Source organism: Azospirillum sp. UENF 211521 (genome assembly GCF_058780535.1).
Window position 1 is genome coordinate 1067129 of the sequence record NZ_JBSNCF010000002.1, and the last position, 26977, is coordinate 1094105.

Here is a 26977-nt window from a genome sequence, read left to right on the forward strand (position 1 = left end):
GAACCGGCCATGCCCGTCAGCCCCGACGAATACCGCCTCATGGACGTCCAGCAAGGCGGGTGCTGTTTCTACTGCGGGGAGCCGGTGGGGGCCAAGGCAACCTTCGACCACCTGATCCCGCTGGCCTACGGCGGCCTCGACGCGGCGCCGAACGTCGTGCTGGCGCACCGCCGCTGCAACCAGCGCAAGGCCGACCGCCTGCCGATCCCGGAGGAGATCGAGCGCTTCGTCACCCAGCGCCGCCGCAGCCAACTGGGCGTGTGGCCGCCGCTGCTGGCGCTGCGCGATGCCGAGCCGGGCGACGAGTGGATGACCGTCGCCCGCGCCATCGCCGGGCTGTGAGCGGCCGCTTCAGCAAGGTCCCTTGACATCAAGGTCCCTTGACGGCGGCCCCGCCTTCTGGCCCGATCACCGGAACGATAAACAAGGTTAATTCGGGAGCGTTCGATGGCGGATCGGTACGACGTCGTGATCGTCGGCGGTGGTGTGATGGGCTGCGCGGTCGCCTATTTCCTGGCGAACGACCCCAGCTTCGGCGGCAGCGTGGCGGTGGTGGAGCGGGACCCGACCTACCAGCGCGCCTCGTCCGCCCTGTCGGCCAGCTCGATCCGGCAGCAGTTCTCGACGCCGGCGAACATCGCCCTGTCGCAGTTCGGCCTGTCCTTCATCCGCAACGCGACGGACCATCTGTCGGTGGACGGCGACCCGGTGGATCTGGGCCTGCGCGAGCCGGGCTATCTCTATCTGGCGACCGGGGCCGGGGCGGACATCCTGCGCCGGAACAACGCCATCCAGCTCTCCTGCGGCGCCGACGTCGCGCTGCTGTCGCCGGAGGAGCTGGCCGCCCGCTTCCCCTGGCTGTCGGTGGACGGGATCGCGCTCGGATCGCTCGGCCTGTCCGGAGAGGGCTGGTTCGATGGCTACAGCCTGATGCAGGCCTTCCGCCGCAAGGCCAAGGCGCTGGGCGTCGCCATGATCGCGGGAGAGGTGGCGGGCATCGACACCGCCGACGGCAAGGTCACCGCGGTGCGTCTGGCCGACGGGCGGCGGCTGTCCTGCGGGGTGGCGGTCAACGCCGCCGGTCCGCAGGCCCGCCGCGTCGCCGCCCTGGCCGGGGTGGACCTGCCGGTGGCGGCGCGCAAGCGCTGCGTCTTCGTGTTCGACTGCCGCGACGAGCTTCCCGGCTGCCCTCTGGTCATCGACCCGTCGGGCGTGTGGTTCCGGCCCGAGGGCAAGCAGTTCATCTGCGGCGCCCCGCCGCCCGCCGACCGCGATCCGGACACCGACGACCTGACGGTGGAGCACGACCTGTTCGAGGAGATGATGTGGCCGGCGCTGGCCGGGCGCGTCCCCGCCTTCGAGGCGATCAAGGTCACCAACGCCTGGGCGGGCTTCTACGAATACAACGAGATCGACCAGAACGCGATCATCGGGCCCCATCCGGAGCTTCGCAACTTCCTGTTCTGCAACGGCTTCAGCGGTCATGGGCTGCAACAGGCGCCGGGCGCCGGGCGCGGGCTGGCCGAATTGATCGCCACCGGCGCCTACCGCAGCCTGAACCTGTCGGCCTTCGCCTATGAGCGTCTGGCGGAGAACCGCCCCCTGCTGGAGACGAATGTCATTTGAGGGAACGGGCGCGAGCCCGGCCGGTTGATGGGGTGACCATTCCGAACGGAGCAAGAGGCCCCGCCATGAAGCAGCCCCACACCGAAGAGACCGTCAAGCACACCGACGACCAGCAGAACACCGGCAACCACAAGAAGCCGGACGCCCCCGACGCCAAGGGCGCCGACCGCTTCGGCGGGACCCGCAAGGGCGCGGAGAATGTGGAGCCGACCAAGGAAGCTGGTGATTGAGGCTGGTGACTGACGCCGGCCCGAAGGGCTTGCACCGGCGGGGGTGGACGTGCCAAACCCCCTGGCGCGTCCACCCCCACAGGCCCGGAGCCCCTCCCATGGCTCACGCCATGTTCAAACGCTACAAGGTTCTGTTCACCCGTCCCCTGCCCGGCCTGCGCCCTGGCCGGCCCGAGCGCGACGCCATGGTGGAGCGGCTCAAGCGCTTCGCCAGCCAGAACGGCATGGCCGGCGACCTGCACGCGATCGCGCCCAACGCCGGCTTCGGCATCCTGGAAATCCAGTGCACGGACAAGCTGGCCCGCCGCCTGAGCGACCTGTCCGATGTCGAATCCGTCCTGGAGGCGTAAGCGCCTCTACCTCCCGTTCAGTTGACGGGGCATCGGCTTGCGGCGGCGGCACAACGGGCCATTTTCAGTGTTTTAAAGCACAGATGCCGTCAGGAGCGTGCCTTCATGAATCCCCGGTTGCTCGCCGAGGTGCTGGAACCCGTGCTGAACGCCGCGGAGAAGGACGACGCGGCGATGCTCGACGCCGTGAATCTGTCGGCGGAGGCGCTGGCCGCGCTCGGCGCGGTCATCCTCGACCGCGACGGGCGCCCGGCCGACGGTGTGTCCGATGAACGCGCGGTGGTCGCCGCGCTCAACACCCACGCCCACTCGCTGATGCAGTGCGGGCGGCTCGACGACGTGGTCGAGGCGCTGCAACTGGCCGAACGGATCGGCCGGCTGGGACGCCTGCCCCACCATCCGCGCATGTCCGACGGCTAGCCACCTACGGTTAGGCGGGAGGAACACCGCACCGCCCCGGTTGTTGTGCGAGCCGTGCCGCCCAACAGGGGAGACGTGTCTTGTCGACAGCGCCCAAATCGAACGCTTTTTCCGGCCCCATCGAGGGCGAGGCCCTGTCCCTGCTCCAGGACGAACTGCTTCCCGGCTTCCTGACCGGACGGCGCTGGTACGCCGCAAAGGACGCCGGCACGCCCACCGTGCGCATCGTCGATGCGCTGCCCCTCCCTCTGGCCTCCGGCGCCGCCCAGCTCTGCCTGCTGCGGGTGGAGGCACCGGGGCGCGAGCCGCAGCTCTACCAGCTTCCCCTGGTGCTCAACCGCGACGGCAAGGCCGATGCCGCTGATCCCTTTTCCATCGCCGGGCCGGAGGCGCTCCCCTGGCCGGGCAGCCTGCGCGACGGCTACGGCGACGAGGAGGTGGTGCGCGCCCTGCTCGACGGCATCCGCAAGGGCGGCGAGAGCGGCGGTCTGCGCTTCGGACAAAGCCGCGCCCTCGACGCCGTGAAGGACGCGCTCGGCAAGGGCGCACCGCTGCGCTGGGCCGGGGTTGAGCAGTCCAACACCTCCGTCCGCGTCGGCGACGCGGCGATCCTGAAGGGGCTGCGCAAGCTGGAATCCGGCACCCATCCCGAACTGGAGGTCGGGCGCTTCCTGACCGAGGTCGCCAAGTTCCGCAACACCCCGGCCCTGCTCGGCTGGGTGGAGCGCACGGGAGACGGCGAGGCCGCCACCCTGTGCATCCTGCAGGAACTGGTCCCCGACGCCCGCGACGCCTGGAGCCATGTCACCGCCGCCCTGGCGGAGCGCGTCGAACGCTTCGACGACGATACGGCGGACGACGTTGCCCTGATGGCTTTCATGCGCCGGCTGGGCCGCCGCACGGCGGAGATGCACCGGGCGCTCGCCACCCCCGGCGGCGACGACGCCTTCACGCCGGAACCGGTGACCCCGGCCATGCTGACGGGTTGGGCGGACGGGGTGCGCAGCCTTGCCCGCCGCGTGCTGGGCCAGCTGCGCGAGGCCGCCCCGCGGCTGAACGCCGACATCGCCCCCTACGCCGCCTCCCTGGCCGACAGCGAGGCGACGGTGATGCGGCAGATCGAGACGCTGACGCCGCCGCGCGGCACCTTCCACGCCATGCGTCTGCACGGCGACTATCACCTGGGGCAGGTGCTGGCCGGCAAGGACGACCTGTTCATCGTCGATTTCGAGGGCGAGCCGATGCGCCCGCTGGCCGAACGGCGGGCCAAGCACTGCATCCTGCGCGACGTGGCGGGGATGCTGCGCTCCATCACCTACGCCGCCGCCGGGGCGCGGGCCGCCCTGCCCGCCGACCTGCCCAACACCCTGGACGAGACGGCGCGCGGCGCCCGCACCGCCTGGCTGAACTGGTGGGAGGGGGAGGCGGCGGCCGCCTTCGTCGCCGGCTACCGCGAGGCCATCGGCGATTGCCCCGGCTGGCCCGCCGACGCGACCACCGCCACGCAGCTTTTGAAACTCTTCCTGCTGGAGAAGGCGCTTTACGAGATCGGCTACGAGCTTGCGAACCGGCCCGACTGGCTGGCCATCCCGCTGGCCGGGGCGATCGGGATCCTGGGCGCCGACGCCGGGCCGGAGGTGGCCGACCGCGCGTCCGGCCCGGTTGGGCTGGCCGCCCCCGGCGCCACCCACCTCGGCGAAGCGCGCGCCCACGCCATGCCCTTCGGCGCCCAAGTGCAGCCCGACGGCTCCGTCCGCTTCGCCCTGTGGGCGCCGGGAACCGAGCAGGTGTCGCTGTGGCTGGAGGACACCCAGGCCCTGCTGCCCATGGTGCGGCGGGCCGACGGCTGGTTCGAATGGTCCACCGCCCAGGCACAGGCGGGCAGCCGCTACCAGTTCGAGCTGCCGGACGGGCTGCGCGTGCCCGACCCGGCCTCCCGCCACCAGCCGGAGGATGTGCACGGGCCGAGCGAGGTGATCGACCCCACCGTCTTCCGCTGGTCCGACGCCGCCTGGACCGGGCGCCCCTGGCACGAGACGGTGCTGTACGAGTTGCATGTCGGCACCTTCACCGAGGAAGGCACCTTCCGCGCCGCCATCGACAAGCTCGACCACCTCGTGGAGCTGGGCATCACCGCCATCGAGCTGCTGCCGGTCGCCGATTTCCCCGGCGCCCGCAACTGGGGCTACGACGGGGTGCTGCCCTACGCCCCGGACGCCGCCTACGGCCGGCCGGAGGACCTGAAGGCGCTGGTGGACGCCGCCCACGCCAAGGGACTGATGGTCTTTCTCGACGTCGTCTACAACCATTTCGGCCCGGACGGGAACTACCTCCACGCCTACGCCAAGGCCTTTTTCACCGACCGGCACAAGACGCCCTGGGGCGACGCCATCAACGTGGACGGGCCGCGCAACGCCACGGTGCGCGACTACTTCATCCACAATGCGCTCTATTGGATCGAGGAGTTCCACATGGACGGGCTGCGTTTCGACGCGGTCCACGCCATCCTCGACGACAGCGACAAGCTGTTCCTTCAGGAGCTGGCGGAGCGCGTGCAGGACGCCGTGCGCTGCCGCCGCCACGTCCATCTCGTTCTGGAGAACGACGAGAACGAAGCCCACCTGCTGGAGCGCCACCCGGAGGGCGACCCGCGCTGGCACACCGCGCAGTGGAACGACGACCTGCACCACTGCCTGCACGTCTGGGCCTCCGGCGAGGACGCCGGCTATTACGCCGACTACGCCGGCGACGCGGCGAAGCTGGCCCGCGCCATGGCCGAGGGCTTCGCCTTCCAGGGACACGCCTCCTCCTACCGCGGCGGCGAGGCGCGCGGCGAGCCGTCGGCGCATCTGCCGCCGACCGCCTTCGTCACCTTCATCCAGAACCACGACCAGATCGGCAACCGCGCCTTCGGCGACCGCATCACCTGCTTCTCGCGGCCCGAGGCGGTGCGGGCGGCGAGTTCGCTCTATTTGCTGGGGCCGGGCGTCCCGATGCTGTTCATGGGCGAGGAATGGGCGTCCGACCGTCCCTTCCCCTTCTTCTGCGACTTCGCCGACGAGCTGGCCGAAGCGGTGCGCAACGGCCGGCGGGAGGAGTTCGCCAAGTTCCCCGAATTCCAGGACCCGAAGGTGCGCGACCGCATCCCCGACCCGACCGCGCCGGAGACCTTCCAGTCGGCCAAGCTCGACTGGGACGACCGCGGCAAGGGCGAGCATAAGGAGTGGCTGGACTGGTACCGCCGCATCCTGGCGGTGCGCCGCACGGAGATCGCGCCGCGGCTCGAGAACGCGCCCGGCGGGGCGGCCGCCCACGAGGTCATCGACGGGCGCGGCATCCGCGTCTCCTGGCGGCTCGGCGACGGCAGCCGCCTGCATCTGCTCGCCAACCTGTCCGACGCCCCCGTGACGGGCATGGGCGAGGCCGTGGGCCGCGTGCTGTGGACCGAGGGCAAGGGCCTCGATGCCGGAACCATGGCGCCGCTGTCCGTCCTGTGGACCATCGAGGAGACCACCGCGCTCGACCGGCTCGGCGAGCGGATGGGCATCGAGACGCACTACACCGGTGCGTCGGGCGAGACCGTCCAGGCGTCGGAGGGCACCATCCGCGCCCTGCTCGCGGCCATGGAGGTGGACGCCGACGACCCGGAGAAGGCGCTGGAGGCGCTGGAGCGGCGTGAGCTGGCCCGCCCCCTGCCGCCGGTGGCGGTGCTGCGCGTCGACCGTCCGCCCTTCTCGGTCACCGTCACCCTGCCGGACGGCAGCGGGGCGCTGCGCTGGACCCTGACCCTGGAGGAGGGGGGCGAGCGCAGCGGAGAGGCCGATTTCGCCGACCTGCCGCTGGTCCGCAAGGCGGGCGCCGCGGGGCAGCGCTTCGAGGTGCGCCGCCTCGACCTCGGCGCGGCTCCGGCGCCCGGCTACCACCGGCTGCGGCTGGACGTCGACGGCTTGCGGGCGGAGCATCCCAGCCTGGAGACGACGGTGATCGCCGCCCCCGCCACCTGCCACCTGCCCGCCCCGCTCCAGATGGGCGAGCGGATCTGGGGCCTGTCGGTGCAGCTCTACGCCCTGCGCTGCGCCGGGGATTGGGGGATCGGCGACTTCGGCGATCTCGTCAACGTCGCGGAGATGGCCGCGGCGCGCGGGGCGGGCATCGTCGGGCTGAACCCGCTGCACGCCCTGTTCCTCGACCAGCCCGATCAGGCCAGCCCCTATTCCCCGGCCAGCCGCCTGTTCCTCAACCCGCTCTACATCGACGTGCTGGCGGTGCCGGAACTGATGGGCTGCGCCGAGGCCCGCGACCGGATCGCGGACGCGGCGTTTCTGCGCGACGTCAAGGCGACCGAGACCGATCCGCTGGTCGATTACGCCGCCGTGGCGGCGCTGAAGCTGCCGGTCCTGGAGCGGCTGTTCGCCCATTTCCAGACCGACGGCAGCGAGGAGCGGCGGCGGGCGTTCGCCACCTTCCGGTCCGAGCTGGGCGAGGGGCTGGAGCGCTTCGGCACCTTCCAGTCCCTGCGCGAGCGTTTCGCCAGGGACGGCACGCCCGACTGGCGCCGCTGGCCGGAGGAGTATCGGGACGCCGCCTCCCCCGCCGTCCGCCGCTTCGCCGAGGAGCAGCGGGAGCGCATCGACTTCTTCGTCTGGCTGCAATGGCTGGCCGACAGCCAGTTGCAGGCGGCGGCGGAGCGGGCGCGGGAGCGCGGCATGGCCGTCGGCTTCTTCCGCGACCTCGCGGTCGGGGCGGACAGCGGCGGTGCGGAGACCTGGGCCGACCCTCATGTGGTGGTGGCGCAGGCCCATGTCGGCGCCCCGCCCGACCTGTTCAACCCGGCCGGCCAGGACTGGGGCCTGCCGCCCTTCCACCCCCACGCGCTGCGCGAGGGCGGCTACGCCCGCTTCATCGAGCTTCTGCGCGCCAACATGCGCCACGCCGGGGCGCTGCGCATCGACCACGCCATGGCGCTCCAGCACGTCTACTGGATACCGGAGGGGCACCCGCCCTCCGAAGGGGCCTATGTCGCCTACCCGATGGACGACCTCCTCGGAATCCTGGCCCTGGAGAGCCAGCGCAACCGTTGCCTCGTCGTCGGCGAGGATCTGGGCACCGTGCCCGAGGGATTCCGCGAGCGCATGGCGGAGGCGGGTGTCCTGAGCTACCGGGTGATGTTCTTCGAATGGACCGAGGACGGCGGGTTCCGCGGTCCCGACGACTATCCCTATACGGCGCTCGCCACGGTGGGCAGCCACGACCTCGCCACGCTGCGCGGCTGGTGGGAGGGGCACGACATCACGCTGAAGGAGGAGCGCGGCCTCTACCCCGCCGAAGGCGAGGCGGAGCGCCAGCGCGACCGCCGCATGGCCGAACGCGCCCGCCTGCTGGAGGCGCTCGCCGACGCCTACCTGCCGCTGCCCGCCAGTTTCGGTCCCGACAGCCCTTACAGCGAGGCGCTCGGCCACGCGGTGCACGCCTTCCTCGCCCGCACCGGCTCGGCCATCGCCATGGTCCAGATGGACGACCTGACCGCCGAGCTGGAGCAGGTGAACCTGCCCGGCACGGTGGACCAGTACCCCAACTGGCGCCGCAAGCTGCGCCTCGCGCTGGAGGACATGGCCGACTGCCCGCAGGCCGGCGCCATCGCCGCCATCATGGCCGCCGCCCGACCGGCCGCGGTGGCCGATGGGAGGCGCAACGATAACCCCCTCTCCCCTCCGGGGAGAGGGTTGGGGTGAGGGGGATGCGCGTGTCGGAGCGTCCGGCAAAAGCACAACCCCCTCACCCTCCCCTCTCCCCGGAGGGGAGAGGGAACCCCTTCACAGGGAACACCCATCAGGAGACCAACCCATGGCGGCGGACGCCGAAAAGCCGATTCCCCAGGCCACCTACCGCGTGCAGCTGCGCGCCGAGTTCGGCTTCGACCGCACCGCCGGAATCGCCGATTACATGGCGCGGCTGGGTGTCAGCCACCTCTACGCCTCGCCCTACATGAAGGCGCGGCCGGGCAGCACCCACGGCTACGACATCGTCGACCACAACGCCCTGAACCCGGAGTTGGGCAGCGAGGAGTCCTTCCACGCCATGGTCGAGGCGCTGAAGCGCAACGGGCTGGGCCAGATCCTCGACTTCGTGCCCAACCACATGGGCGTCGGCGGGTCGGACAACGGCTGGTGGCTGGACGTGCTGGAATGGGGACCGGACAGCCCCTACGCCGGCTATTTCGACATTGAGTGGGAGCCCGACCGCCGCTACCTGCACGGCAAGGTGCTGGTGCCGCTGCTCGGCGACCAGTTCGGCGCGGTGCTGGAATCCGGCGGGCTTGAGCTGCGCTTCGACAGGGAGGCGGGCGGCTTCGCCGTCTGGGCCTACGACACCCACAAGCTGCCCATCCGGCCGGCCGACTACGGCACGATCCTCGGCGACGACCAGCCGGACCTGGAGCGCATCGGCGACGCCTTCCGCCATCTCGATCAGGTGCGCCCGCACCAGATCCGCCGCGCCAACGCCCTCAAGGCGGAACTGGCCGCGCTGGTCTCCGAGAAGCCCGATGTCGCCGAGGCCGTGGAGCGCCGGCTGACGCGCTTCCGCGGCGCGGAGGGCGAGCCGGAGAGCTGGCGCCGCCTGACCGACCTGATCGCCGCCCAGAACTGGCGCGCCGCCTACTTCAAGGTGGCGGCGGACGACATCAACTACCGCCGCTTTTTCAACATCAACGAACTGGCCGGCCTGCGCATGGAGGAGCGGGAGCTGTTCGACGTCGCCCACCGGCTGGCCTTCAAGCTGGTCGACGACGGCACGCTGGACGGGCTGCGCATCGACCACATCGACGGCCTCTACGACCCCAAGGGTTATTGCGAGCGGCTGGCCCAGGCGACGGAGCGGCCCTTCTATCTGGTGGTCGAGAAAATCCTCGCCCGCCACGAGCGGCTGCGCGAGGACTGGCCGATCGACGGCACCACCGGCTACGAGTTCGCCAACCTGATGGGCGGCCTGTTCGTCGACCCGAAGGGGGAGGAGGCGTTCACCCGCCTCTACGCCGACTTCACCGGGCGGCGCGAGAGCTTCGACGAGGTGGTGCGGACGAGCAAGATCCGCATCATGGAAAGCGAGATGGCCAGCGAGCTGCACGTGCTGGCCCGGCAGGCCTCGCGCATCGCCCGCGCCAACCCTCGCACCGCCGACTTCACCGCCAACATCCTGCATCAGGCGCTGAAGGAGACCATCGCCCGCTTCCCGGTCTACCGCACCTATGTGGACTGGCGCGGCGTCAGCGAGCTGGACCGGCGGAGCATCGACTGGGCGATCACCCAGGCGCGCAAGGCCGATCCGAACACCGACGGCTCCGCCTACGACTTCCTGCACAGGCTGCTGACCACCGATCTGGTGGCCCAGCCGCGCAGCGGCTACAGCCGCCAGCAGGTGCTGCGCTTCGCCATGCGCTTCCAGCAGTACAGCGGCCCGGTGATGGCCAAGGGGCTGGAGGACACCGCCTTCTACCGCTACAACCGGCTGGCCGCGCTGAACGAGGTGGGTGGGCACCCGGAGCATTTCGGGGTCGGCACCACCAACTTCCACCACGCCAACGCCGAGCGGGCGGAACGCTGGCCCCACGCCATGCTGGGCAGCACCACCCACGACACCAAGCGCGGCGAGGACACCCGCGCCCGCCTCTACGCCCTGTCGGAGATGCCGGAGGAGTGGGAGCGGCAGATCCAGACCTGGAGCCGCCTGCTGCGCGCCCGCCGCGGCGACGTGGAGGGCACCGCCCCGCCCGACCGCAACGACGAGTATCTGTTCTACCAGCTCCTCGTCGGCGCCTGGCCGGCGGAGCTGACCGGCGCGGACCCCGCCAGCCTCGACCCGCAGGCGATGACGGAGTTCGCGGAGCGCCTCGCCGGCGCCATGACCAAGTCGATGCGCGAGGCCAAGGTGCACAGCACCTGGGCCGCCCCCGACGAAGCGTACGAAAGCGCCATGACCAGCTTCGTCCACGACGCGCTGGACGTGTCGCGCAGCACCGCCTTCTTCGACGCCTTCCTGCCCTTCCAGGCACGGCTCGCCCGCATCGGCATGGTCAACGGGCTGACCCAGACCCTGCTGAAGCTGACCAGCCCCGGCGTGCCGGACATCTACCAGGGCTGCGAGCTGTGGAACTTCAGCCTCGTCGATCCCGACAATCGGCGCCCGGTGGACTACGACGCCCGCCGCCGCCTGCTCGACGAGGTCGAGGGGGCGGAGATCGGCAGCCTGCTGAACCGCTGGCAGGACGGCGCTGTGAAGCTGTCGCTGACCCGGCGCGCCCTGGCCCTGCGGACGGCCATGCCCGACCTCTTCGCCAAGGGCGAGTACCTGCCGCTGGAAGCGACGGGTGAGCGGGCGGAGCATGTGGTGGCCTTCGCCCGACGCCTCGGCGACGACACCGTCGTGGTCGCCGCCCCGCGTCTGGTGGGCGCGCTGGGCGAGACCCCGGAGTGGGGCGACACCTCCGTCCCGCTGCCGCGCGGGCAGCGCTGGCGCAACGCGCTGACCGACGGGACGCTGGAGGCCGCCGACGCGGTGACCGCCGCCGACCTGTTCCGGGACTTCCCCGTCGCCCTGCTGGTGCGGGAGGGGTGAGTTCCATGGACCGCAACCCACCGCCGCGCCGGACGCTCGTTCCCATCGAACAGCGGCTGATCGGGGAACACCCCGGCAAGCCCGCCGTCTTCGGGACCGTGCTGTCCGGCGACCCTCAGGAAACTTTCCTGAACCTCTACGACGGCGGCGGGGGGCGGTTCTCCTGCGGGGTCTGGCAATGCACCCCCGGGACCATCGCCATGGCCGACTGGCCCTACGAGGAGTTCTGCGTGCTGCTGGCCGGGCGGGTGGTCATCACCCCCCGGGACGGCGCGCCGCAGGAGCATGCGGAGGGTGACGCCTTCGTCATTCCCAGGGGCTTCACCGGCGTCTGGGAGGTGCAGGAGACGATCCGCAAATATTACGCGATCGAGAAACCGCTCGGCCCCCGCGCCGCCGTGAAGCGGATGCTGCGCGCCCCGCTGTCGCTGGCCCGGCGGCTGTTGCGGCGGGGCGAGCCGGCCCTGGCCCGCGGCGGTTTTTAAAAAGAGCCCCCTTGACGGGGTTGCCTCACAAAATACCCGATTTCTTCGCTCGGGATTGATCGAATCCCTTCGCCACGCGTTATTCCGATGGACAGGTGCCCGAACCGGCAAACGAGAGGCACCTCATCGGACCATTCCTGCACGACGACCTGCACCACGGGACGCGACCACAGACGGACGGGAGACAAGTCATGAGCGATCATCGCCAGTGGGTCGAGCTGGACCCCAGCAACGGCTCCGAAACCACCAAGCCGCAGGACGGTCAGTCCGTCGCGGCACCTGCGCAGAATTCCGCCCAGCCGGCGGAAGCCCCCGCGCCGAGCGGTCCGGAAGGCACTCCGGACCGCTGACGGTCACTGCGCAAGGTCACGGATTCGAAACAGCGGAAAAACGGCAGGGCGGGGCCTCAGGGTCTCAGCCCTGCCGCCGCATGGGCTGCTGCACGGGTTGCGGCGACGATTGGGGTGCCGATCCCGGAGCGGCGGACAGGCGCTCGGGCCGCCCGAACAGTTCGAGCGCCGGCGGGATGGAGGACGGGCGCAGGCCCGCCAGGATTTCCCCGACGGCGCCGACCGCGTCGACCAGAGCGTCGGGCATCACCGGCTTGCGCAGCAGGCCGACCGCGAAATCGCGCGCCTCCTCGCCGCGGTGGTCGAAACCGGTGATCAGCAGGGAGGGGATGTTGTGTTCCTCCCACAGCTTGCGGGCCAGCGTCAGCCCGTTCTCACCTCCGGCCAGATAGACGTCCACCAGGGCAAGATCCGGCTGTTCCCGGACCCCCAGCCGCGTCGCCTTGGCGGCGTCGCGCAGGGGGCCGACGACCGTGTATCCGGCATTCTCCATCACGGCCTTGATGGCGGGCCCGATCAACGGATCGTCTTCGACGACGAGCAACTTCACGGCATCTGTTCCTTGTTGGCGGACGGCGCGGACCGACGTGGCCCGCAGCGCCCATGTTTGTCGATGCGGTGCATCAATCAAGGGGCTGATTGCGCGCAATGAGCGAACCGGTGCGGGACCGAACGGGCAGTGCCATCCGGAGATGCGAACCCGCCGCCCTCTTTGCGTGTTGGAGACAGTCCAAGCGTGATGCAACCTCCGTGGGAGTCCTGCATGAAGTTCATCGAATTTACCGACCACACCGGGGCGCCGGTTCTGATCAACGCCACGGGCGTCCTGTACCTGCGCGGCACCGAAGGGGAGCGGACCGAGATCACCTTCGCCGGGCGCTCCGAACCGCTGGTGGTCGCCGCCCCACTGGATGAGGTGGCCAGGACGCTGGAAGACGCCACGCCGATGCCGCCCGACCCCACCCTGGCGCTCGTCTCGTGACGGGCCGGCCCTACACGTCGTAGATCGGGCCGGGGGTGGCTTTGTTGGCGCCGCCGCGCTTCTGCTCCTCCTTCTCGGTCAGTTCGGCTTCGCCGCCCCGGTCGGGCTTGACCGTACCCTCCTGGGCCTCGTCGATCCGGTCGTCCTTGCGCTGGGGCTGGGTGGCGGGAGTCCGGTCGTCGCTCATGACGGTCCTCATGCTGATTGTCGGTTCACCGTATTCAACATTTCGAGGGCCGCGACGTTGCGCCCGTCGCCTGCCCCTTCCGGAGGGCTGATGCGCGCGCGGCGCGGGTTGCCTGGAGCCGCGCGCTCCATCACTTTTCGGGGCGCAGACAAACCGGAAGGACCGCCATGATCGACCTTCATTACTGGCCGACCCCCAACGGGCACAAGATCACCCTGTTCCTTGAGGAAGCCGGGCTGGACTACATCGTCCATCCCGTGGACATCTCGGCCGGGGACCAGTTCAAGCCGGACTTCCTGGCGATGTCCCCGAACAACCGCATGCCGGCGATCGTCGACCGCGCCCCGGCCGACGGCGGGGAGCCGGTGTCGGTCTTCGAATCGGGCGCGATCCTGACCTATCTGGCGGAGAAGACCGGCAAATTCCTGCCCGCCGACCTGCGGGGCCGCAAGACGGTTCTGGAGTGGCTGTTCTGGCAGGTGGGAGGCCTCGGCCCGATGGCCGGGCAGAACCACCATTTCGTGCAGTACGCGCCCGAACATATCCCTTACGCCATCGACCGCTATGTGAAGGAAACCAACCGGCTCTACGGCGTCCTGAACAAGCGTCTGGCCGGCCGCGCCTTCATCGCCGGGGACGAGCTGACCATCGCCGACATGGCCTGCTACCCGTGGATCGTCCCGCACGAGCGGCAGCGCCAGAACCTCGCCGACTTCCCCGAGTTGAAGCGCTGGTTCGAGGCCATCCAGGCGCGCCCGGCGACCGTCCGCGCCTATGAGAAGGGCGCGGAACTGGCCAAGCGTCCGTCGGTCACCGACGAGGGGAAGAAGATCCTGTTCGGCCAGACCGCCGCCAACGTCCAGAAGTAGGGTCCGGTCGGTATCCGCGAACCGGAGCGGGTCAAGGGCTCCGTGCCCTACTCGGAGTCCTTGACCTGGATGCGCCCCTCGACGGCCGGCGTGCCCGTTCCGTCGGCCCGGAGCAGCACCGTCTCGGCCGACGCGGGAAAGACGCCGGTCAGGGCGGTCACGACCACCTGATGGGTGACCAGCACGACCGGGCCGCCATCGGCCGGCAGCCCGGCCAGGAACCGGCGCAGCGTCGCGATCTGCGCCTCCTGCTCCTGCCGCCGCTCGAAGAAGGAGTTGAGCGCCGGAAGCTCCTGCACCGGCCCGGCGCCGAGAAGCCGGGCCGTCTCCAGGCAGCGGCACCACTGGCTCGAATGAACGGCGGTCGGCCGGCCAGCGGCGATCCTGCGCAGCAGGTCCCCGGTGCGGCGGGCCTGCTCGCGGCCGTTGGCGTCCAAATTGCGCTGGGTCGCGCAGTCGCGGAGCTGGAAGTTCGGCGGATCGCCGACTCCGGGCGCCTCCGCGTGCCTCATCAGGAGGATCAGCCCCTTCGGATCGATCCTGTCCGGAGGCGCCGCCCACCCCGGCGGAGCGGAGCGGACGATCGCCACGGCGGCGAGCGCGGCGACCAGCGACCTGCGGCGGACAACCCTCGGCATCGGACCACGGCGGTTGGTGACGGGACGACAGCGATATTGATCGCGCAGGCCGAAGGCCAAGCCCGCCTTACGGCCGGGTACGGCGCTCAACACCCGGCCAGCTGCCCCACCCCGTCACCGCCCGTTCCCACCGTGACCGTCCGGTCGTGATGCGCCGGCAGGCTGGACCGGTGGCCGACGCTGACCACCGTCGTGCCCGGCAGGCGCTCGGCCAGCAGCCCGTAGAGCCGCGCCTCCGTCGCCGGATCGCAGGCGGACGTCGCCTCGTCCAGGAACAGCCAGCCGGGCCGGTGCAGCAGGGCGCGGGCGAAGGCGACGCGCTGCTGCTCGCCGCCGGACAGGCGCTGCGCCCAATGGTCCTCCTCGTCCAGGCGTTCGGCGAAGGCGCTCATCCCCACGGCGTCCAGGGCGGCGCGCACCGCCTCCGCCTCGAAAGCCTCCGGCGCCGAGGGGTAGGCGACGGCGGCGCGCAGGCTGCCGATGGGCATGTAAGGCTTCTGCGGCAGGTGCATGGAGTCGCCCCCAACAGGCAGGCCGATGCGCCCGCGCCCGAACGGCCAGAGACCGGCCAGCGCGCGGAACAGCGTGCTCTTGCCCGAACCGGACGGGCCGTTGATCAGCACCCGCTCCCCCGGCCGGATCGTCAGGTCGGCGCGCAGCAGCGGCGCCCCGCCCCGCGGCAGAGCCAACTCCACCCCCTCCACCCGCAGGGCGCCGTCCGGCCCGACGGAGCGGTCGATCCGCGGGGTCGCCTGAGCCGACTGCCGGACCTCCCGCACCGCCTCGTGGAAGCCGACGAGGCGGCTGGTCGTGGCGTGCCAGTCGGTCAGATTCACATAGGCGTCGATGAACCAGGACAGGGCGCCCTGCACCTGCCCGAAGGCCTGCGCGGTCTGCATCAGGGCGCCCAGCGGAACCGCCCCGGAGAAGTAGCGCGGCGCGGCGACCAGCAGAGGAAAGATGATCGCCACCTGCTCATAGGCGGAAGTGAACCACACCAGCCGCTTCTGCGTGCGCATGATCGCCCACCAATTGTCCACCACGCGGGCGAAGCGGCGGGCGAAGCCGCGCTGCTCCTGCGTCTCGCCACCCTGCAGAGCCACACTCTCCGCGTTCTCGCGCAAGCGGACGAGCGCGAAGCGGAAGTCGGCCTCGTATTTCTGCTGGTCGAAGCTCAGTCGGGCGAGCGGGCGGCCGATCCGGTGGGTCAGCCACGTCCCGACCACCGCGTAGGCCAGCGCCACCCACACCATGTAGCCGGGGATCGTCAGCTCCACGCCGAACACAGCCACGGTCATCGTCCCCGACAGGCTCCACAGCATCGCCAGGAAGGACGCCAGCGTGACGAGGTTGGTCAGGAAGCCCAGCGACAGGCTCAGCGTCAATTGGACGAAGCCGCGCAGATCCTCGGCGATGCGCTGGTCCGGGTTGTCGGCCGGGGTGGCGGCGAACTGGAGCCGGTAATAGGTCCGCCCCTCCATCCAGTCGCCCAGGCAGCGCTCGGTCAGCCAGCGCCGCCAGCGGATCTGCAGCATCTGGTTCAGGTAGAGCCGGTAGACGGCGACCGCGATGTAGATCAGCGCCAGCCCGCCGAACAGCAGGAGTTGGTCGACGAAGGCGCCCTGGTCCTTGTCCTGGAGCGCGGTGAAGATGGCGCCGTTGACCTCGGTCAGCTCGACGGTGATGAACACCACGCCCAGATTCAGCGCGACGATGGCGGCCAGCAGCCCCCGCGCCGCCCAGCGCTCTTCCGACGACCAGTAGGGACGGGTCAGCGTCCAGACGTCCCGCAGGAAGCGGAACAGCGCGGCGGCACGAATCGAAGCGGCCTGAGTTGGATTGCCCTGGATCGGCATGGCGGGATGGTCCGGCAAGGAAGGAACCGCCCTTGCCGAATAGCACCGCGCCGCATGAAAAGCCTATGAATTCGCTGTCACCGTCCAGGCGCGGTTGCCCTAGCGGTCGGCGCGCAGGACGTCGCGGCTGGCCAGCACGGCGCCGCCCATGATCAGCGCGCAGGCGGCCCAGACGGTCCAGCCTCCCGCCGCCTGCCCGAACAGGATCAGCAGCAGCGTGGAGGCCAGCGGCGTGGCATAGGACAGCACGCCCAGCGCCCGGATGTCGCCGCGCTTCACCCCATGGTCCCACACGAAGAAGGCCGCGCCGACCGGGCCGATCCCCATGGCGAGCACCGCCAGCCACTCGCCGCCGGACGGCGCCACCGTCGTCTCGAACATCAAGTGCGACAGCCCGGCCAGCACCGCCGTGGAGAGGCAGAAGCCGCCGACCGCCTCGGTCGGGACATCGCCGAAGCGGCGCGACAGCACCGAATAGGACGCCCAGAGCACCGCCGCGGCCATCGCCGACAGGTAGCCCGGCGTGTCCCCGGCGTCGAGCGACAGGCCACGCCCGCTGCCGGTCACGATCAGCACCGTCCCGGCCAACCCGCACAGCGCGCCCATCACGTGGCCGCGCTTCAGCCGCTCCCCCGGCAGCAGGGCGGAGAACAGGACGATCAGCAGCGGCCAGAGATAGTTCAGCAGGTTGACCTCGACCGCCGCCCCAGGAGCGAGGCGGAAGGCCAGGAAATAGAAGAAATGGTAGCCGAACAGCCCAGCGACGCCGAGCAGCCAGACCCGCCAGGGCTGGCGCAGCACGCCGATCACGTCCTTGCCCCACGCCGCGCCCGCCGCCGTCCCGACGATGAAGGCGACGCCGAAGGACATCGCCACCAGTTGGAACGGCGGGATGGTTCCCGACAGCGCGGTCAGCAGCGCCAGCGTGGACCACATCACGATGGCCAGACCGCCAATGGCGGTGGCGCGGCGGACGGCCGCCGGAGCGGGCGCCGCGGCGGTCGGACGGCTCTGGGCCGGAGAATTCTGGGCCGGAAGGCTATCGGTCGACATGGCGAACGCTTAGCGCAAAGAAGGACGCTGGGCAATTGACCTGTCCGGCACCGAACCTGTGCGTGTATCCTGCCGTCCCTCCGTCCGCATCGTCCACTCCCCCGACCACGGTTTTCCCCTCTTGCCCACCGAAGCCCTTCTCGCCGTCCTGGCCGGCGCCCTCCTCCATGCCGGCTGGAACACCGCGCTGAAGGCCGGCGGCGGCAGCGCGTCCGACGCCGTCCTGGTCGTCGCCGGGTCCGCCTTCATCGCCCTGCTGATGCTTCCCGTAGTTCCGGCGCCGTCGCTCGCCAGCGCGCCCTATCTCTGCGTGACGGCGGTGCTGCACGTCGCCTACTTCCGGCTGCTCGCCGCCGCCTACCGCAGCGGGGCGATGAGCCACGCCTATCCGCTGATGCGCGGCACGCCGCCGCTGCTCGTGGCGATGTGCAGCGGCGTGCTGCTGGGCGAGGGGCTGTCGACCGGCGCCTGGATGGGAACGCTGCTGGTCTGCGGCGGAATCCTCGGGCTGACCCTGCTGGGGCGGGGATCGGGCCCATCGGGCGCGTCAAGCTCGTGGCGGGGCACCGCCTGCGCACTCGCCAACGCGCTGGTGATCGCCGCCTATACGGTGGTGGACGGCATCGGCGTGCGGCTGTCCGGGTCGGCGGCCGGCTACACGCTGTGGTGCTTCCTGCTGTTGAGCGTGCCCATGGTGGGCGGGGCTCTGCTGCGCGACGCCCGGGGGTTCCTGAGCCACGCCCGCCGGCGCTGGATGGTCGCGCTGGCCGGCGGGGCGGCCAGCATCGCCTCCTACGGGCTCGCGCTCTGGGCGATGACCCTGGCGCCGGTCGCCGTGGTGGCGGCACTGCGCGAAACCTCGATCCTGTTCGCCATGGCGCTGGCCGCGCTGGTGCTCAAGGAGCGGGTCGGCCCGGTGCGCCTCGCCTCCGGCGTGGTCATCGTGCTTGGCGCCGCATCGCTGCGCCTCGCCGCCTGATGGTCGTCAGACGGTGGCCCTATTGGCGGATGGCGAGGAAGTTCTGGTACGCAAAGATCTCGTCGAATTCGGAATAGCCGGACAGCCGGTACAGCCCGTCCTTGACGATCTTGCAGACGGCGAAGCCGTGCAACCGGCTCCAGAAGTCGCGCAGGAAGGTGCGGGAGTCGAGATTGCAGCCACCGAACTCGAATTGGACAAAGTCCACGGCGCGCCGCTCCAGCAGGCCGCGCGCGCCGTCCAGAACGGCGATCTCGTGCCCCTCCACGTCGATCTTGAGGAAATGGATGCGGTCGACGCCGGCCTCCGCGCAGAACCCGTCCAGGGTCGCGAGACGAACGGCTTCGCCGCTTCCACCCTCCTGAATTTCCCGGATCGCGCGGTCGTGGAGGGACGCCAGGGTCGAGCCGGGCTTGTCGGCGCGCAGGGTCGCCGCGCCCGCCCGGTCGGACAGGCCGAGGTTCACGGGCCGGCACCGGCCGGGATAACGCGCGGCCGTCCCTTGCAGCGCGCGGAAGGCCGTCGGCGACGGTTCGAAGGACCAGACGGTCGCGGCCGGGAAGCGGTCGAGCGCCGCCGCCGTGTAGACGCCGACGTTGGCGCCGGCGTCGACGATCACGACGTCTGAGTCCGCGACGCCGCGCCGCGACAGCTCGCCCTGGATGTAGCGGAGGACACCGGCCTCACCCGTGGCCTGGATGTCGGCGTCGTTGACCAGACCCATCCCTTCAGGGCCTGCCGATGGATCGCCCGGAAGAAATCCTGCTGGCCGGCCTTTCCCTGATGCTCCGCGACATAGTCGGCGACGGCGCGGAACAGCTCTTCAGGCGTCATGGCGGTGTGGTCTCCGGAACCGGCGGACCGGCAGTGTAGCGGCCGCCGGCCTCTCGCGCCTCAGAAAAGCCCGTTCAGCAGAGACCCGCGCCCGCTGTAGCCGCTGCTTCCCCCGGTGAGGATGCCCAGCGCCCCGGAACTGGTCGTCGTGCCACCGGTCAGCAGGGAGGTCAGGCGCTGGAGCTGCGGCGTCTGCTGGAGCGGGTTGTCGCCCTTGGCCGGCTGCTTGGCGATGGTGTCGTAGTCCTTGCTGTAGTCGCCCATGCGGAGCTGGAGGCCGTAGTTCTTCTCCTCCTTGGCCGCCACGCCCTTGTCGCGCGAGACGCGCAGCGTGTAGTCGCCACGGTCGAGCGACAGGGTGCCCGCCTCGAACTTCTTGTAGGTGTCGTAGGTGGCGCCGGCCTCGCTGTTGCTGTCGGCGACGATCTTTCCCTGCTTGTCCATCAGCTGGACGCGCACGCCGGTGTCGCCGACACGGCCGAGGGCGACCTCGCCGGGCGTCGCCAGGTTGAATTTGTAGAAGTCCGCCGGATCGTTGGCGGCCAGCGTGCTCAGCACGTTGAGGCGGCTGGTGTCCTTGATCAGCGTGCCGACGTTGGTGGCGAAAGGCGCGGCGTTCAGGGCCGACTTGCGGACGGTCTGCTCATACTCCTGGACATTGCCGCTGGGCTTGGCGTCGGTCGCCTGCTTGGCCTGCTCCTGGACGCGCTTCATCGCCGCGTCGATGGACGTCTGGATGCTCTGCGCCAAGCCGCTGATGTCGCTCATTCCAACCATGGCACGCCTCTCCGACCGGCATTCTTCGTGTTTGTCGGGCCGGTCCTTGCAGACGGCGGGCCAAAAGGCTTTTCATGATTTTCAAAGGGTTGAGCTGCTGCCCCCGCCGAGGGGGCCGGCAAGATCCGCACCCCGTCCGGCAGGAATTGCCGGGGTCACGCTTCGACCAGCGCGAATTTGTCGACGTCCACCATCCCGCGATCGGTGATCTTCAGGTGCGGGATCACCGGCAGCGGCAGGAAGGCCAGTTGCAGGAAGGGCTCGGCCAGCGGGCAGCCCATCTCCTTCACCGAGGCGCGCAGGCTGCGCAGATGGCGCTCCACCGTCTCGAAGGGCTCCAGGCTCATCAGCCCGGCCAGCGGCAGGGCCAGTTCACCCACGACCTTGCCATTGCGCACCGCGACGAAGCCGCCCTGAAGCTCGATCAGGCGGTTGACGGCGATCGCCATGTCCTCGTCCGACGCCCCGACCACGCAGATGTTGTGGCTGTCGTGTCCGACCGAGGAGGCCAGCGCGCCCTCGCGGAACTGGAAGCCGCTGGCGAAGCCGCGCCCGACATTCTGGTTGGAGCCGTGGCGGGCGAAGACGCAGATCTTCAGGATGTCACGGTCGGGGTCGGCCACCAGCTTGCCGTCCCTGGCCGGCACCTCCAGCCGCAGATGGGCGGTGATGATCTTGCCGGGCAGAACCCCGATCACCGACTGGACGGAGCCGCGGGCGGGCACCGCGAAATCCGCCGCCGTCACCGGATGGAGCTTGACCGAGCGCAGCCCCACCGGGCTGACCGCCGGACGCCCGGCGAAGGTTTCCGGGGTCACCACCCGCCCGTTGCGGATGACCCGGTTGACCGCACAGTCCTCCAGATCGTCCAGCAGGACGAGATCGGCGCGCTGCCCCGGCGCGATCAGCCCGCGGTCGAACAGGCCGAAGCCGCGCGCCGCCGACCATGTGGCGGCGCGGTAGACATGGGCCATCGGGGCGCCGAGCCGGATCGCGCTGCGGATCAGATGGTCCATGTGCCCCTCCTCGGCGATGTCGAGGGGGTTGCGGTCGTCGGTGCAGAAGCCGAGGAAGGGCGAGGTTTCCGGCTGGATCACCGGGGCCAGCGCGTGCACGTCCTTCGACACCGACCCGTCGCGGATCAGCACCTGCATGCCCTTGCGCAGCTTCTCCATCGCCTCCGGGGCGCTGGTCGTCTCGTGGCAGTTGCGGATGCCGCAGGACAGATAGGCGTTCAGCTCCCGCCCGCTGAGCAGCGGGGCGTGGCCGTCGATGTGGCGCCCGTCGAAGGCGGCCAGCTTGTCGAGCACCCCGTCCACCTTGTGGAAGACGCCGGGGAAGTTCATGAACTCCGCCAGCCCCAGCACCTTCGGGTGGTCCTTGTGGCGCAACAGGTCCGCCGCCTCCAGCCGCGCGCCGGAGGTTTCCAGCTCGGTTGCCGGCACGCAGGAGGACAGCTGCACCCGCAGGTCCAGCGCCGTGCCCTCGGCGCAGTCGAGGAAGTAGCGGAGCCCCTTCTCGCCCAGCACGTTGCAGATCTCATGCGGGTCGCAGATGGCCGTGGTGGTGCCGCGCGGCAGAACGCAGCGGTTGAACTCCATCGGCGTGACGCAGGTGGATTCGCAATGGACGTGGGTGTCGATGAATCCCGGCACGACGGTCAGTCCGGAGCCGTCGATCTCCTCCGCCCCGTCGTACGATTCATAGGTGCCGACGATCCGGTCGCCGCACAGGGCGATGTCGCCCGCGGCGGTCTCACCGGTGACGACGTTGAGGAATTGGGTGTTCTTGATGACCAGATCGGCCTTGGTCTCGCCCAGGGCCTGACCGATGCGCGTCTTCAGTTCGTCCCGGGTCACCGCCATCGCTCCGCCTCGTCCTGCCCGTTCCACGTTATCTTTAGGTAAACGGCCGGACGGGGCCCTTCAATCGGATTTTCCGTAACGCCGAACCGCGCGGTCAGTCGACCGGACGACTCGCCAGTTCGATCGCCGGCCCGGTGCCGCGGTAGTCCGGGTAGTTCCAGTAGCTGCGCGGCTCCAGCCGGTAGGCCGGAAAGCCGAGGCCCAGCGAATAGACCGGCCCGCTTACGCCGTAGCCGACCGCGTAGCCGTTCCCTTGCGGAGCGTCGCCGTTTCCACAGCCGGCCAGAGCCAGAAGAAGAGCGGCAAGGGAAAATCGCGTGATCGTTCCGATGAGGGCTGCGATGGGTTTCATGATGCGCCACCCCGGTCCGACGCGTTGCGCCTCTTCAAAGACAAACACACCGGAGCCTTTACTATTCCGCTGAAAATTTGTTCGTTAGAAAAACAATATGCGTTTCGTCCAGTACTGACCAAAAGTTGAGCTGGCCCATTAGCTGGCGCGGCAACGTGTCATGGAACGATTTAACGCTTCGGAAACCAATGGGTGCCTCATTATCAAAGGACGCAGAGGCGGCAAAAGACCGCCGTAATAGGGACGTCCAGGCATGCTGAAAACGCTTAGAAATCTAAGGATCGGACCGAAGGTCTATCTTCTCGTCGGGCTGCAGGCGGCGGTGGCCGCGGTGACCGGCCTGATGGGGCTGGCCGCCATGCAGGATCTGTCCGGCAAGTCCGAGTCCATCGAACGGGCGTCGGACCGCCAGGTGTTGGGCGAGCAGCTCAACGGCCTCGTCCTGGCCGTCGTCATGGACTCGCGCGGCGTCTACATGGCCCGCGACCGCGCCGAGGTGGACAAGTTCGGCAAGCCCCTGCTGGACAATCTGAACACCCTCGGCGAGCGGCTCGGCACCCTGAAGCGCCTCACCCCGGCGGAGGGACAGGCCACGCTGACCCCGGTGGCGACGAAGGCCGAGGAGTTCATCCGCTTCCGCACCGAAACGGTCCGCCTCGCCCGCGAGAAGAGCCCGGCGGACGCCCGGGCCTACGGCGACAACGACGCCAACCGCAGCAACCGGCAGGCGCTCAACGCCGCGATCCAGACGCTCAGCGCCGATCAGGACGCCATGATCGACCGCCTGCACGACGAATTGGAGTCGGCCCGGAGCCACTGGACCACCCTGATGCTCGCCATCGGCGTCGGCGGCGTGCTCTTCGGCATCCTGCTGGCCGTCCTGGTCGCCCGCGACATGATCGCGCGCCCCATCGCCCGCATGACCGCGGCGATGAAGACCATCGCCGCCGGCAACACCGGGGCCGAGGTGCCCGGCACCGGCCAGGGCGACGAGGTCGGCGACATGGCCGAGGCCGTGCTGGTCTTCCGCGACGGGCTGCGCCGCGCCAACGACTTGGCCGAGCAGGAGCGCCGCGAGATCGACGTGCGCCGCCAGCGCCAGGAGCGGCTGGAGACCCTGACACACGGCTTCACCCAGAAGATCGAGGGGCTGTGCCGCACCCTGAACGGCGAGGCCGACAGCATCCGCAGCAGCGCCGAATCGCTGACCCATTCGGCCGCCGACGCCTCGCGCCGCAGCTCGACCGTCGCCGCGGCGGCGGAGCAGGCCACCGGCAACGTCCAGACCGTGGCCGCCGCGACCGAGGAGCTGTCCACCTCCATCGGCTCGATCAGCCAGCGCCTCGGCGAGGCCGCCCGCATCGCCAGCGAGGCGGAGCGGGAGGCCCAGCGCACCAACAGCACCATCCAGGGCCTCGCCCAGGCGGCGGAGAAGATCGGCGCGGTGGTCAACCTCATCACCGAGATCGCCAGCCAGACCAACCTGCTGGCGCTGAACGCGACCATCGAGGCGGCGCGGGCCGGCGAGGCCGGCAAGGGCTTCGCCGTGGTCGCGCAGGAGGTGAAGAGCCTCGCCAACCAGACCGCCCGCGCCACGGAGGAGATCTCCGCCCAGATCGTCGCCATCCAGAACGAGACCCAGCAGGCGGTCGGCGCGATCAGCGGCATCGTCGGCACCATCGAGCGGATCAGCGACATCAGCACCAACGTCGCCGCCGCGGTGGAGCAGCAGGGTTCCGCCACCCAGGAAATCGCCCGCAACGTGCAGGAGGCCGCGATCGGCACGCAGGAAGTCTCCTCGACCATCTCCGGCGTGTCGCAGTCGGCCGACCACACCGGCGAGGCGGCCGGCGGCCTGCTGAGCGCCGCCAAGGGCCTGTCGGTGCACGCGCGCACCCTGCAGAGCGACGTGGACGACTTCACCCGCCAGATGAAGGCGGTCTGACCCTTCCCCTCCTCCCCGGATTTCATGCCGGGGAGGAGGCTTTTCCCGACGCATCCTTTCCACGAATGCGCCCAGGGCGTTCGAAGCTTACCCGCAAGTTACCCCATTTGATGTAGATCAATGCCGCGCCCGCATCGAAACTGGTGCAATGCCGGCGAGCGTTTCGCGCCCAAATACCCCTACAATCGATAGGGATTACGCCGTGCCGTGGGTTTCCCGCTTCGGGTTTCCCAGGACGCGCCGTGGCGTGCTGCGCATCCGGCGTCCGGCAACCGGGCGGCCAGCGGATCAATGCAAAAGGGTCTTTGGGGGAAATCATGCCCGACGGACATGTGGATCTCGACGCCGAGCACATCGGCGATCTCGACGAGTATGAGGGTGCGCTGGCCGGCCTGTCCCGCCGGGAATTCCTCGCCTACTGCACGGGCGTGGCCGCCACGCTGGGCCTCTCCCCCGCCTTCGGCGTGAAGATCGCCAACGCCGCCGTGGCAGCACCACGCCCGACGGTGATCTGGCTGTCGGGCCAGGCCTGCACCGGCTGCACCGAATCGCTGCTGCGCACCCACCACCCGTCGCTCGAGACGCTGATCCTCGACACCATCTCGCTGGACTACAACGAGACGCTGATGACCGGTTCCGGCCACCAGGCCGAGAACTGGAAGCAGCAGGCGATGAAGGACAATTGGGGCAAGTACCTGATGGTCACCGACGGCTCCATCCCGACGAAGGACGGGGGCGTCTACTGCAAGGTCGCCGGCAAGACCTACAAGGACGCCGTGCTGGAGTGCGCCAAGGGGGCGGCTGCGGTCATCTCCATGGGGTCCTGCTCCTCCTGGGGCGGCTGGCCGTCGACTGGCGTCAACCCCACGGGCGCCGTCGGGCTGAACGAGATCATCAAGGACAAGCCGGTCGTCTCCGTCCCCGGCTGCCCGCCCAACCCCTACAATTTCCTGTCGCTGGTCCTGCATTTCGTCGCCTTCGGCAAGCTGCCGGAGCTGGACGACAAGATGCGCCCGAAGTTCGCCTTCGGCCGGCTGATTCACGAGAACTGCGAGCGCCGCCCGCATTTCGACGCCGGGCGCTTCGCCATGGAGTTCGGCGACTACGGCCACCGCCAGGGCTACTGCCTCTACAAGCTCGGCTGCAAGGGGCCGGAGACCTACGCGAACTGTCCGTCCATCGGCTTCAACGACGTCGGCCAGGGCACCTGGCCGGTGGGCACCGGGCATCCCTGCTTCGGCTGCACCGAGAAGGGCGTCGGCTTCACCAAGAGCATCCACGAGCTGGCCTCGCTGAAGTCGGTGGCGCCGCCCAACACCTACCCGGCGGTCGCCGTCGAGAAGGGCGAGGGCATGTCGGCCGGGGCCGCGGCGGTGGTCGCCGGCATCGCCGGCGCGGCGGTCGGCGCCGGCGCAGTCATCTCCAGCCGGCTCGGCAAGCAGGACGCGAAGACCGAATCCTCCTCCACCGCCGCCGAGTGAGGTGACGCCATGTCGAAAAGCATGATGTCAAAGAACAAGACATCGGTCTCGCGGCGCGGCTTCCTGCGCAACGCGGTCAAGGGCAGCGCTGCGGCGGCCGCGGCCGCCTGCACCACCGTGGTCGCCGCCCCGCCGGAGGCCAACGCGCTGCAGCGCCCGCCCAAGCCGCTGCCGCCCGACGCGGTCGGCCTGCTCTACGACAGCACGCTGTGCATCGGCTGCAAGGCCTGCGTGACCGCCTGCAAGGAGGTCAACCACATGCCGCCCGACGTCGGCCCGGCCCAGCAGGGCTGGAACGCCGGCGGCGGTGACAAGCCGATCTACGACAGCCCGGTGGAGCTGTCGGCCAGGACGCTGAACGTCATCAAGGCCTACAGCCACGGCACCGGCGCCACCAAGGACGCGGCGGAGAACGGCTTCGCCTTCATCAAGCGGCAGTGCCTGCACTGCGCCGATCCGTCCTGCGTGTCGGTCTGCCCGGTGTCGGCAATGACCAAGGACGCCAAGACCGGCATCGTGAACCACGACCCGAGCGCCTGCATCGGCTGCCGCTACTGCGTGCTGTCCTGCCCGTTCGGCGTGCCGAAGTACGACTACAACGACGCCTTCGGCGAAATCAAAAAGTGCCAGCTCTGCAAGCAGCAGCTCGCCAAGAACGAGCTTCCGGGCTGCGCCGACGTCTGCCCGACCGGGGCGACCCTGTTCGGCCGCACGGAGGACCTCAAGGCGGAGGCCAAGCGCCGCACCGCGCTGAAGGTGGGCGAGCACACCCACTACCCGCGCGGCGACATCGCCGGCAAGGTCGGCGGCCCGCGCTCCGGCCATGAGAAGCTCGTCGAGGCGGCCTATCAGACGCACATCTACGGCGAGAAGGAGCTGGGCGGCACCCAGTGCCTCGCGGTGTCCGCCGTGCCGTTCGACAAGCTGAACCTGCCCACCAACGTGCCGGAGAACGGCTATCCGACCCTGTCGGAAGGCATCCAGCACACGCTCTACGCGGGCATGATCGCCCCCGCCACGGTGTTCGCCGGTCTCGCCTATCTGGCGCACCGCAACACCAAGAACCACACCGACGAGTGAGGGGG

The 26977-nt window shown here is 69.9% G+C and carries 24 protein-coding genes; 15 read left to right on the plus strand and 9 right to left on the minus strand.

The annotated features are described in order from the left end of the window. Positions 1–9: 9 nt before the first annotated feature. From ACWPN5_RS21635 to ACWPN5_RS21675, 9 genes are all read left to right on the plus strand, one after another. Positions 10–342: an HNH endonuclease gene (locus tag ACWPN5_RS21635; protein WP_145680908.1), complete on the plus strand. Its 333-nt coding sequence runs from the start codon at positions 10–12 to the stop codon at positions 340–342. 105 nt (positions 343–447) lie between these two features. Beyond that, entirely contained in the window at positions 448–1626 is a 1179-nt protein-coding gene (locus tag ACWPN5_RS21640) for an NAD(P)/FAD-dependent oxidoreductase (RefSeq protein ID WP_492297295.1), read from the plus strand. Between the two features lie 65 nt (positions 1627–1691). Beyond that, positions 1692–1856 carry a hypothetical protein gene (locus ACWPN5_RS21645; RefSeq protein WP_200480013.1) on the plus strand — a complete coding sequence of 55 codons (165 nt, stop codon included), beginning with the start codon at positions 1692–1694 and terminating at the stop codon, positions 1854–1856. Between the two features lie 98 nt (positions 1857–1954). Further along, positions 1955–2206 (plus strand): hypothetical protein, encoded by a 252-nt coding sequence (locus ACWPN5_RS21650; RefSeq protein ID WP_145680910.1) that lies wholly within the window; start codon positions 1955–1957, stop codon positions 2204–2206. A gap of 105 nt (positions 2207–2311) precedes the next feature. Beyond that, entirely contained in the window at positions 2312–2626 is a 315-nt protein-coding gene (locus tag ACWPN5_RS21655) for a hypothetical protein (RefSeq protein WP_145680911.1), read from the plus strand. Positions 2627–2706: 80 nt separating this feature from the next. Beyond that, positions 2707–8358 (plus strand): malto-oligosyltrehalose trehalohydrolase, encoded by a 5652-nt coding sequence (treZ, locus tag ACWPN5_RS21660; RefSeq protein ID WP_492297298.1) that lies wholly within the window; start codon positions 2707–2709, stop codon positions 8356–8358. A 112-nt stretch (positions 8359–8470) separates the two neighbouring features. After that, positions 8471–11239: a malto-oligosyltrehalose synthase gene (treY, locus tag ACWPN5_RS21665; RefSeq protein WP_492297299.1), complete on the plus strand. Its 2769-nt coding sequence runs from the start codon at positions 8471–8473 to the stop codon at positions 11237–11239. A gap of 5 nt (positions 11240–11244) precedes the next feature. Continuing rightward, positions 11245–11724 (plus strand): cupin domain-containing protein, encoded by a 480-nt coding sequence (locus tag ACWPN5_RS21670; protein ID WP_492297301.1) that lies wholly within the window; start codon positions 11245–11247, stop codon positions 11722–11724. Positions 11725–11915: 191 nt separating this feature from the next. Beyond that, positions 11916–12074: a hypothetical protein gene (locus tag ACWPN5_RS21675; RefSeq protein ID WP_186465949.1), complete on the plus strand. Its 159-nt coding sequence runs from the start codon at positions 11916–11918 to the stop codon at positions 12072–12074. A gap of 64 nt (positions 12075–12138) precedes the next feature. Here ACWPN5_RS21675 and ACWPN5_RS21680 read toward each other — a convergent pair whose 3' ends face one another. Continuing rightward, entirely contained in the window at positions 12139–12624 is a 486-nt protein-coding gene (locus ACWPN5_RS21680) for a response regulator (RefSeq protein WP_145680915.1), read from the minus strand. 213 nt (positions 12625–12837) lie between these two features. Between ACWPN5_RS21680 and ACWPN5_RS21685 the strand changes: the two genes are divergently transcribed. Continuing rightward, the gene (locus ACWPN5_RS21685; RefSeq protein WP_145680916.1) at positions 12838–13056 is read left to right on the plus strand and encodes a hypothetical protein; all 219 of its coding nucleotides are present in this window, start codon (positions 12838–12840) and stop codon (positions 13054–13056) included. A 10-nt stretch (positions 13057–13066) separates the two neighbouring features. Here the strand turns inward: ACWPN5_RS21685 and ACWPN5_RS21690 are convergent, their stop codons facing one another. Continuing rightward, positions 13067–13243: a hypothetical protein gene (locus ACWPN5_RS21690; protein ID WP_186465950.1), complete on the minus strand. Its 177-nt coding sequence runs from the start codon at positions 13241–13243 to the stop codon at positions 13067–13069. A 167-nt stretch (positions 13244–13410) separates the two neighbouring features. On the opposite strand from ACWPN5_RS21690, the gene ACWPN5_RS21695 reads away from it, so the two are divergent. After that, entirely contained in the window at positions 13411–14112 is a 702-nt protein-coding gene (locus ACWPN5_RS21695) for a glutathione binding-like protein (RefSeq protein ID WP_492297304.1), read from the plus strand. Positions 14113–14159: 47 nt separating this feature from the next. On the opposite strand, the gene ACWPN5_RS21700 is transcribed toward ACWPN5_RS21695, so the two are convergent. The 3 genes from ACWPN5_RS21700 to yddG all read right to left on the minus strand — a co-directional run bounded on the left by ACWPN5_RS21700 (position 14160) and on the right by yddG (position 17659). Further along, the gene (locus ACWPN5_RS21700; RefSeq protein WP_200477377.1) at positions 14160–14750 is read right to left on the minus strand and encodes a histidine phosphatase family protein; all 591 of its coding nucleotides are present in this window, start codon (positions 14748–14750) and stop codon (positions 14160–14162) included. Between the two features lie 86 nt (positions 14751–14836). Beyond that, the gene (locus tag ACWPN5_RS21705) at positions 14837–16624 is read right to left on the minus strand and encodes an ABC transporter ATP-binding protein/permease (protein ID WP_492297306.1); all 1788 of its coding nucleotides are present in this window, start codon (positions 16622–16624) and stop codon (positions 14837–14839) included. Between the two features lie 81 nt (positions 16625–16705). Further along, entirely contained in the window at positions 16706–17659 is a 954-nt protein-coding gene (gene yddG / locus ACWPN5_RS21710) for an aromatic amino acid exporter YddG (protein WP_492297308.1), read from the minus strand. 121 nt (positions 17660–17780) lie between these two features. On the opposite strand from yddG, the gene ACWPN5_RS21715 reads away from it, so the two are divergent. Further along, positions 17781–18638, plus strand: a complete 858-nt coding sequence (locus ACWPN5_RS21715) for an EamA family transporter (protein WP_492297310.1) — start codon at positions 17781–17783, stop codon at positions 18636–18638. 19 nt (positions 18639–18657) lie between these two features. Here ACWPN5_RS21715 and ACWPN5_RS21720 read toward each other — a convergent pair whose 3' ends face one another. The 4 genes from ACWPN5_RS21720 to ACWPN5_RS21735 form a co-directional block, all read right to left on the minus strand. Beyond that, positions 18658–19362 carry an FkbM family methyltransferase gene (locus ACWPN5_RS21720; RefSeq protein WP_492297312.1) on the minus strand — a complete coding sequence of 235 codons (705 nt, stop codon included), beginning with the start codon at positions 19360–19362 and terminating at the stop codon, positions 18658–18660. Positions 19363–19532: 170 nt separating this feature from the next. Then, positions 19533–20240, minus strand: a complete 708-nt coding sequence (locus tag ACWPN5_RS21725; protein WP_244947752.1) for a hypothetical protein — start codon at positions 20238–20240, stop codon at positions 19533–19535. A gap of 164 nt (positions 20241–20404) precedes the next feature. Then, positions 20405–22114, minus strand: a complete 1710-nt coding sequence (ade, locus tag ACWPN5_RS21730) for an adenine deaminase (RefSeq protein WP_492297314.1) — start codon at positions 22112–22114, stop codon at positions 20405–20407. Between the two features lie 94 nt (positions 22115–22208). Then, the gene (locus ACWPN5_RS21735) at positions 22209–22466 is read right to left on the minus strand and encodes a hypothetical protein (RefSeq protein ID WP_492297316.1); all 258 of its coding nucleotides are present in this window, start codon (positions 22464–22466) and stop codon (positions 22209–22211) included. A gap of 253 nt (positions 22467–22719) precedes the next feature. Between ACWPN5_RS21735 and ACWPN5_RS21740 the strand changes: the two genes are divergently transcribed. The 3 genes from ACWPN5_RS21740 to hybA all read left to right on the plus strand — a co-directional run bounded on the left by ACWPN5_RS21740 (position 22720) and on the right by hybA (position 26972). After that, positions 22720–24411 (plus strand): methyl-accepting chemotaxis protein, encoded by a 1692-nt coding sequence (locus ACWPN5_RS21740; RefSeq protein WP_492297317.1) that lies wholly within the window; start codon positions 22720–22722, stop codon positions 24409–24411. A 317-nt stretch (positions 24412–24728) separates the two neighbouring features. Beyond that, entirely contained in the window at positions 24729–25892 is a 1164-nt protein-coding gene (locus ACWPN5_RS21745) for a hydrogenase small subunit (RefSeq protein WP_200477383.1), read from the plus strand. A gap of 21 nt (positions 25893–25913) precedes the next feature. Beyond that, complete coding sequence (hybA, locus tag ACWPN5_RS21750; protein WP_492297319.1) at positions 25914–26972, plus strand: hydrogenase 2 operon protein HybA; 1059 nt, start codon at positions 25914–25916, stop codon at positions 26970–26972. The last annotated feature ends 5 nt before the right edge of the window (positions 26973–26977 follow it).

Bases quoted from the DNA above. Each gene is read 5' to 3' on its own strand.
- ACWPN5_RS21635 (WP_145680908.1), top strand. From the start codon at position 10: ATGCCCGTCAGCCCCGACGAATACCGCCTCATGGACGTCCAGCAAGGC.
- ACWPN5_RS21640 (WP_492297295.1), top strand. From the start codon at position 448: ATGGCGGATCGGTACGACGTCGTGATCGTCGGCGGTGGTGTGATGGGC.
- ACWPN5_RS21645 (WP_200480013.1), top strand. From the start codon at position 1,692: ATGAAGCAGCCCCACACCGAAGAGACCGTCAAGCACACCGACGACCAG.
- ACWPN5_RS21650 (WP_145680910.1), top strand. From the start codon at position 1,955: ATGGCTCACGCCATGTTCAAACGCTACAAGGTTCTGTTCACCCGTCCC.
- ACWPN5_RS21655 (WP_145680911.1), top strand. From the start codon at position 2,312: ATGAATCCCCGGTTGCTCGCCGAGGTGCTGGAACCCGTGCTGAACGCC.
- treY (WP_492297299.1), top strand. From the start codon at position 8,471: ATGGCGGCGGACGCCGAAAAGCCGATTCCCCAGGCCACCTACCGCGTG.
- ACWPN5_RS21670 (WP_492297301.1), top strand. From the start codon at position 11,245: ATGGACCGCAACCCACCGCCGCGCCGGACGCTCGTTCCCATCGAACAG.
- ACWPN5_RS21675 (WP_186465949.1), top strand. From the start codon at position 11,916: ATGAGCGATCATCGCCAGTGGGTCGAGCTGGACCCCAGCAACGGCTCC.
- ACWPN5_RS21685 (WP_145680916.1), top strand. From the start codon at position 12,838: ATGAAGTTCATCGAATTTACCGACCACACCGGGGCGCCGGTTCTGATC.
- ACWPN5_RS21690 (WP_186465950.1), bottom strand. From the start codon at position 13,243: ATGAGCGACGACCGGACTCCCGCCACCCAGCCCCAGCGCAAGGACGAC.
- ACWPN5_RS21695 (WP_492297304.1), top strand. From the start codon at position 13,411: ATGATCGACCTTCATTACTGGCCGACCCCCAACGGGCACAAGATCACC.
- ACWPN5_RS21700 (WP_200477377.1), bottom strand. From the start codon at position 14,750: ATGCCGAGGGTTGTCCGCCGCAGGTCGCTGGTCGCCGCGCTCGCCGCC.
- yddG (WP_492297308.1), bottom strand. From the start codon at position 17,659: ATGTCGACCGATAGCCTTCCGGCCCAGAATTCTCCGGCCCAGAGCCGT.
- ACWPN5_RS21720 (WP_492297312.1), bottom strand. From the start codon at position 19,362: ATGGGTCTGGTCAACGACGCCGACATCCAGGCCACGGGTGAGGCCGGT.
- ACWPN5_RS21725 (WP_244947752.1), bottom strand. From the start codon at position 20,240: ATGAGCGACATCAGCGGCTTGGCGCAGAGCATCCAGACGTCCATCGAC.
- ade (WP_492297314.1), bottom strand. From the start codon at position 22,114: ATGGCGGTGACCCGGGACGAACTGAAGACGCGCATCGGTCAGGCCCTG.
- ACWPN5_RS21735 (WP_492297316.1), bottom strand. From the start codon at position 22,466: ATGAAACCCATCGCAGCCCTCATCGGAACGATCACGCGATTTTCCCTT.
- ACWPN5_RS21740 (WP_492297317.1), top strand. From the start codon at position 22,720: ATGCTGAAAACGCTTAGAAATCTAAGGATCGGACCGAAGGTCTATCTT.
- ACWPN5_RS21745 (WP_200477383.1), top strand. From the start codon at position 24,729: ATGCCCGACGGACATGTGGATCTCGACGCCGAGCACATCGGCGATCTC.
- hybA (WP_492297319.1), top strand. From the start codon at position 25,914: ATGATGTCAAAGAACAAGACATCGGTCTCGCGGCGCGGCTTCCTGCGC.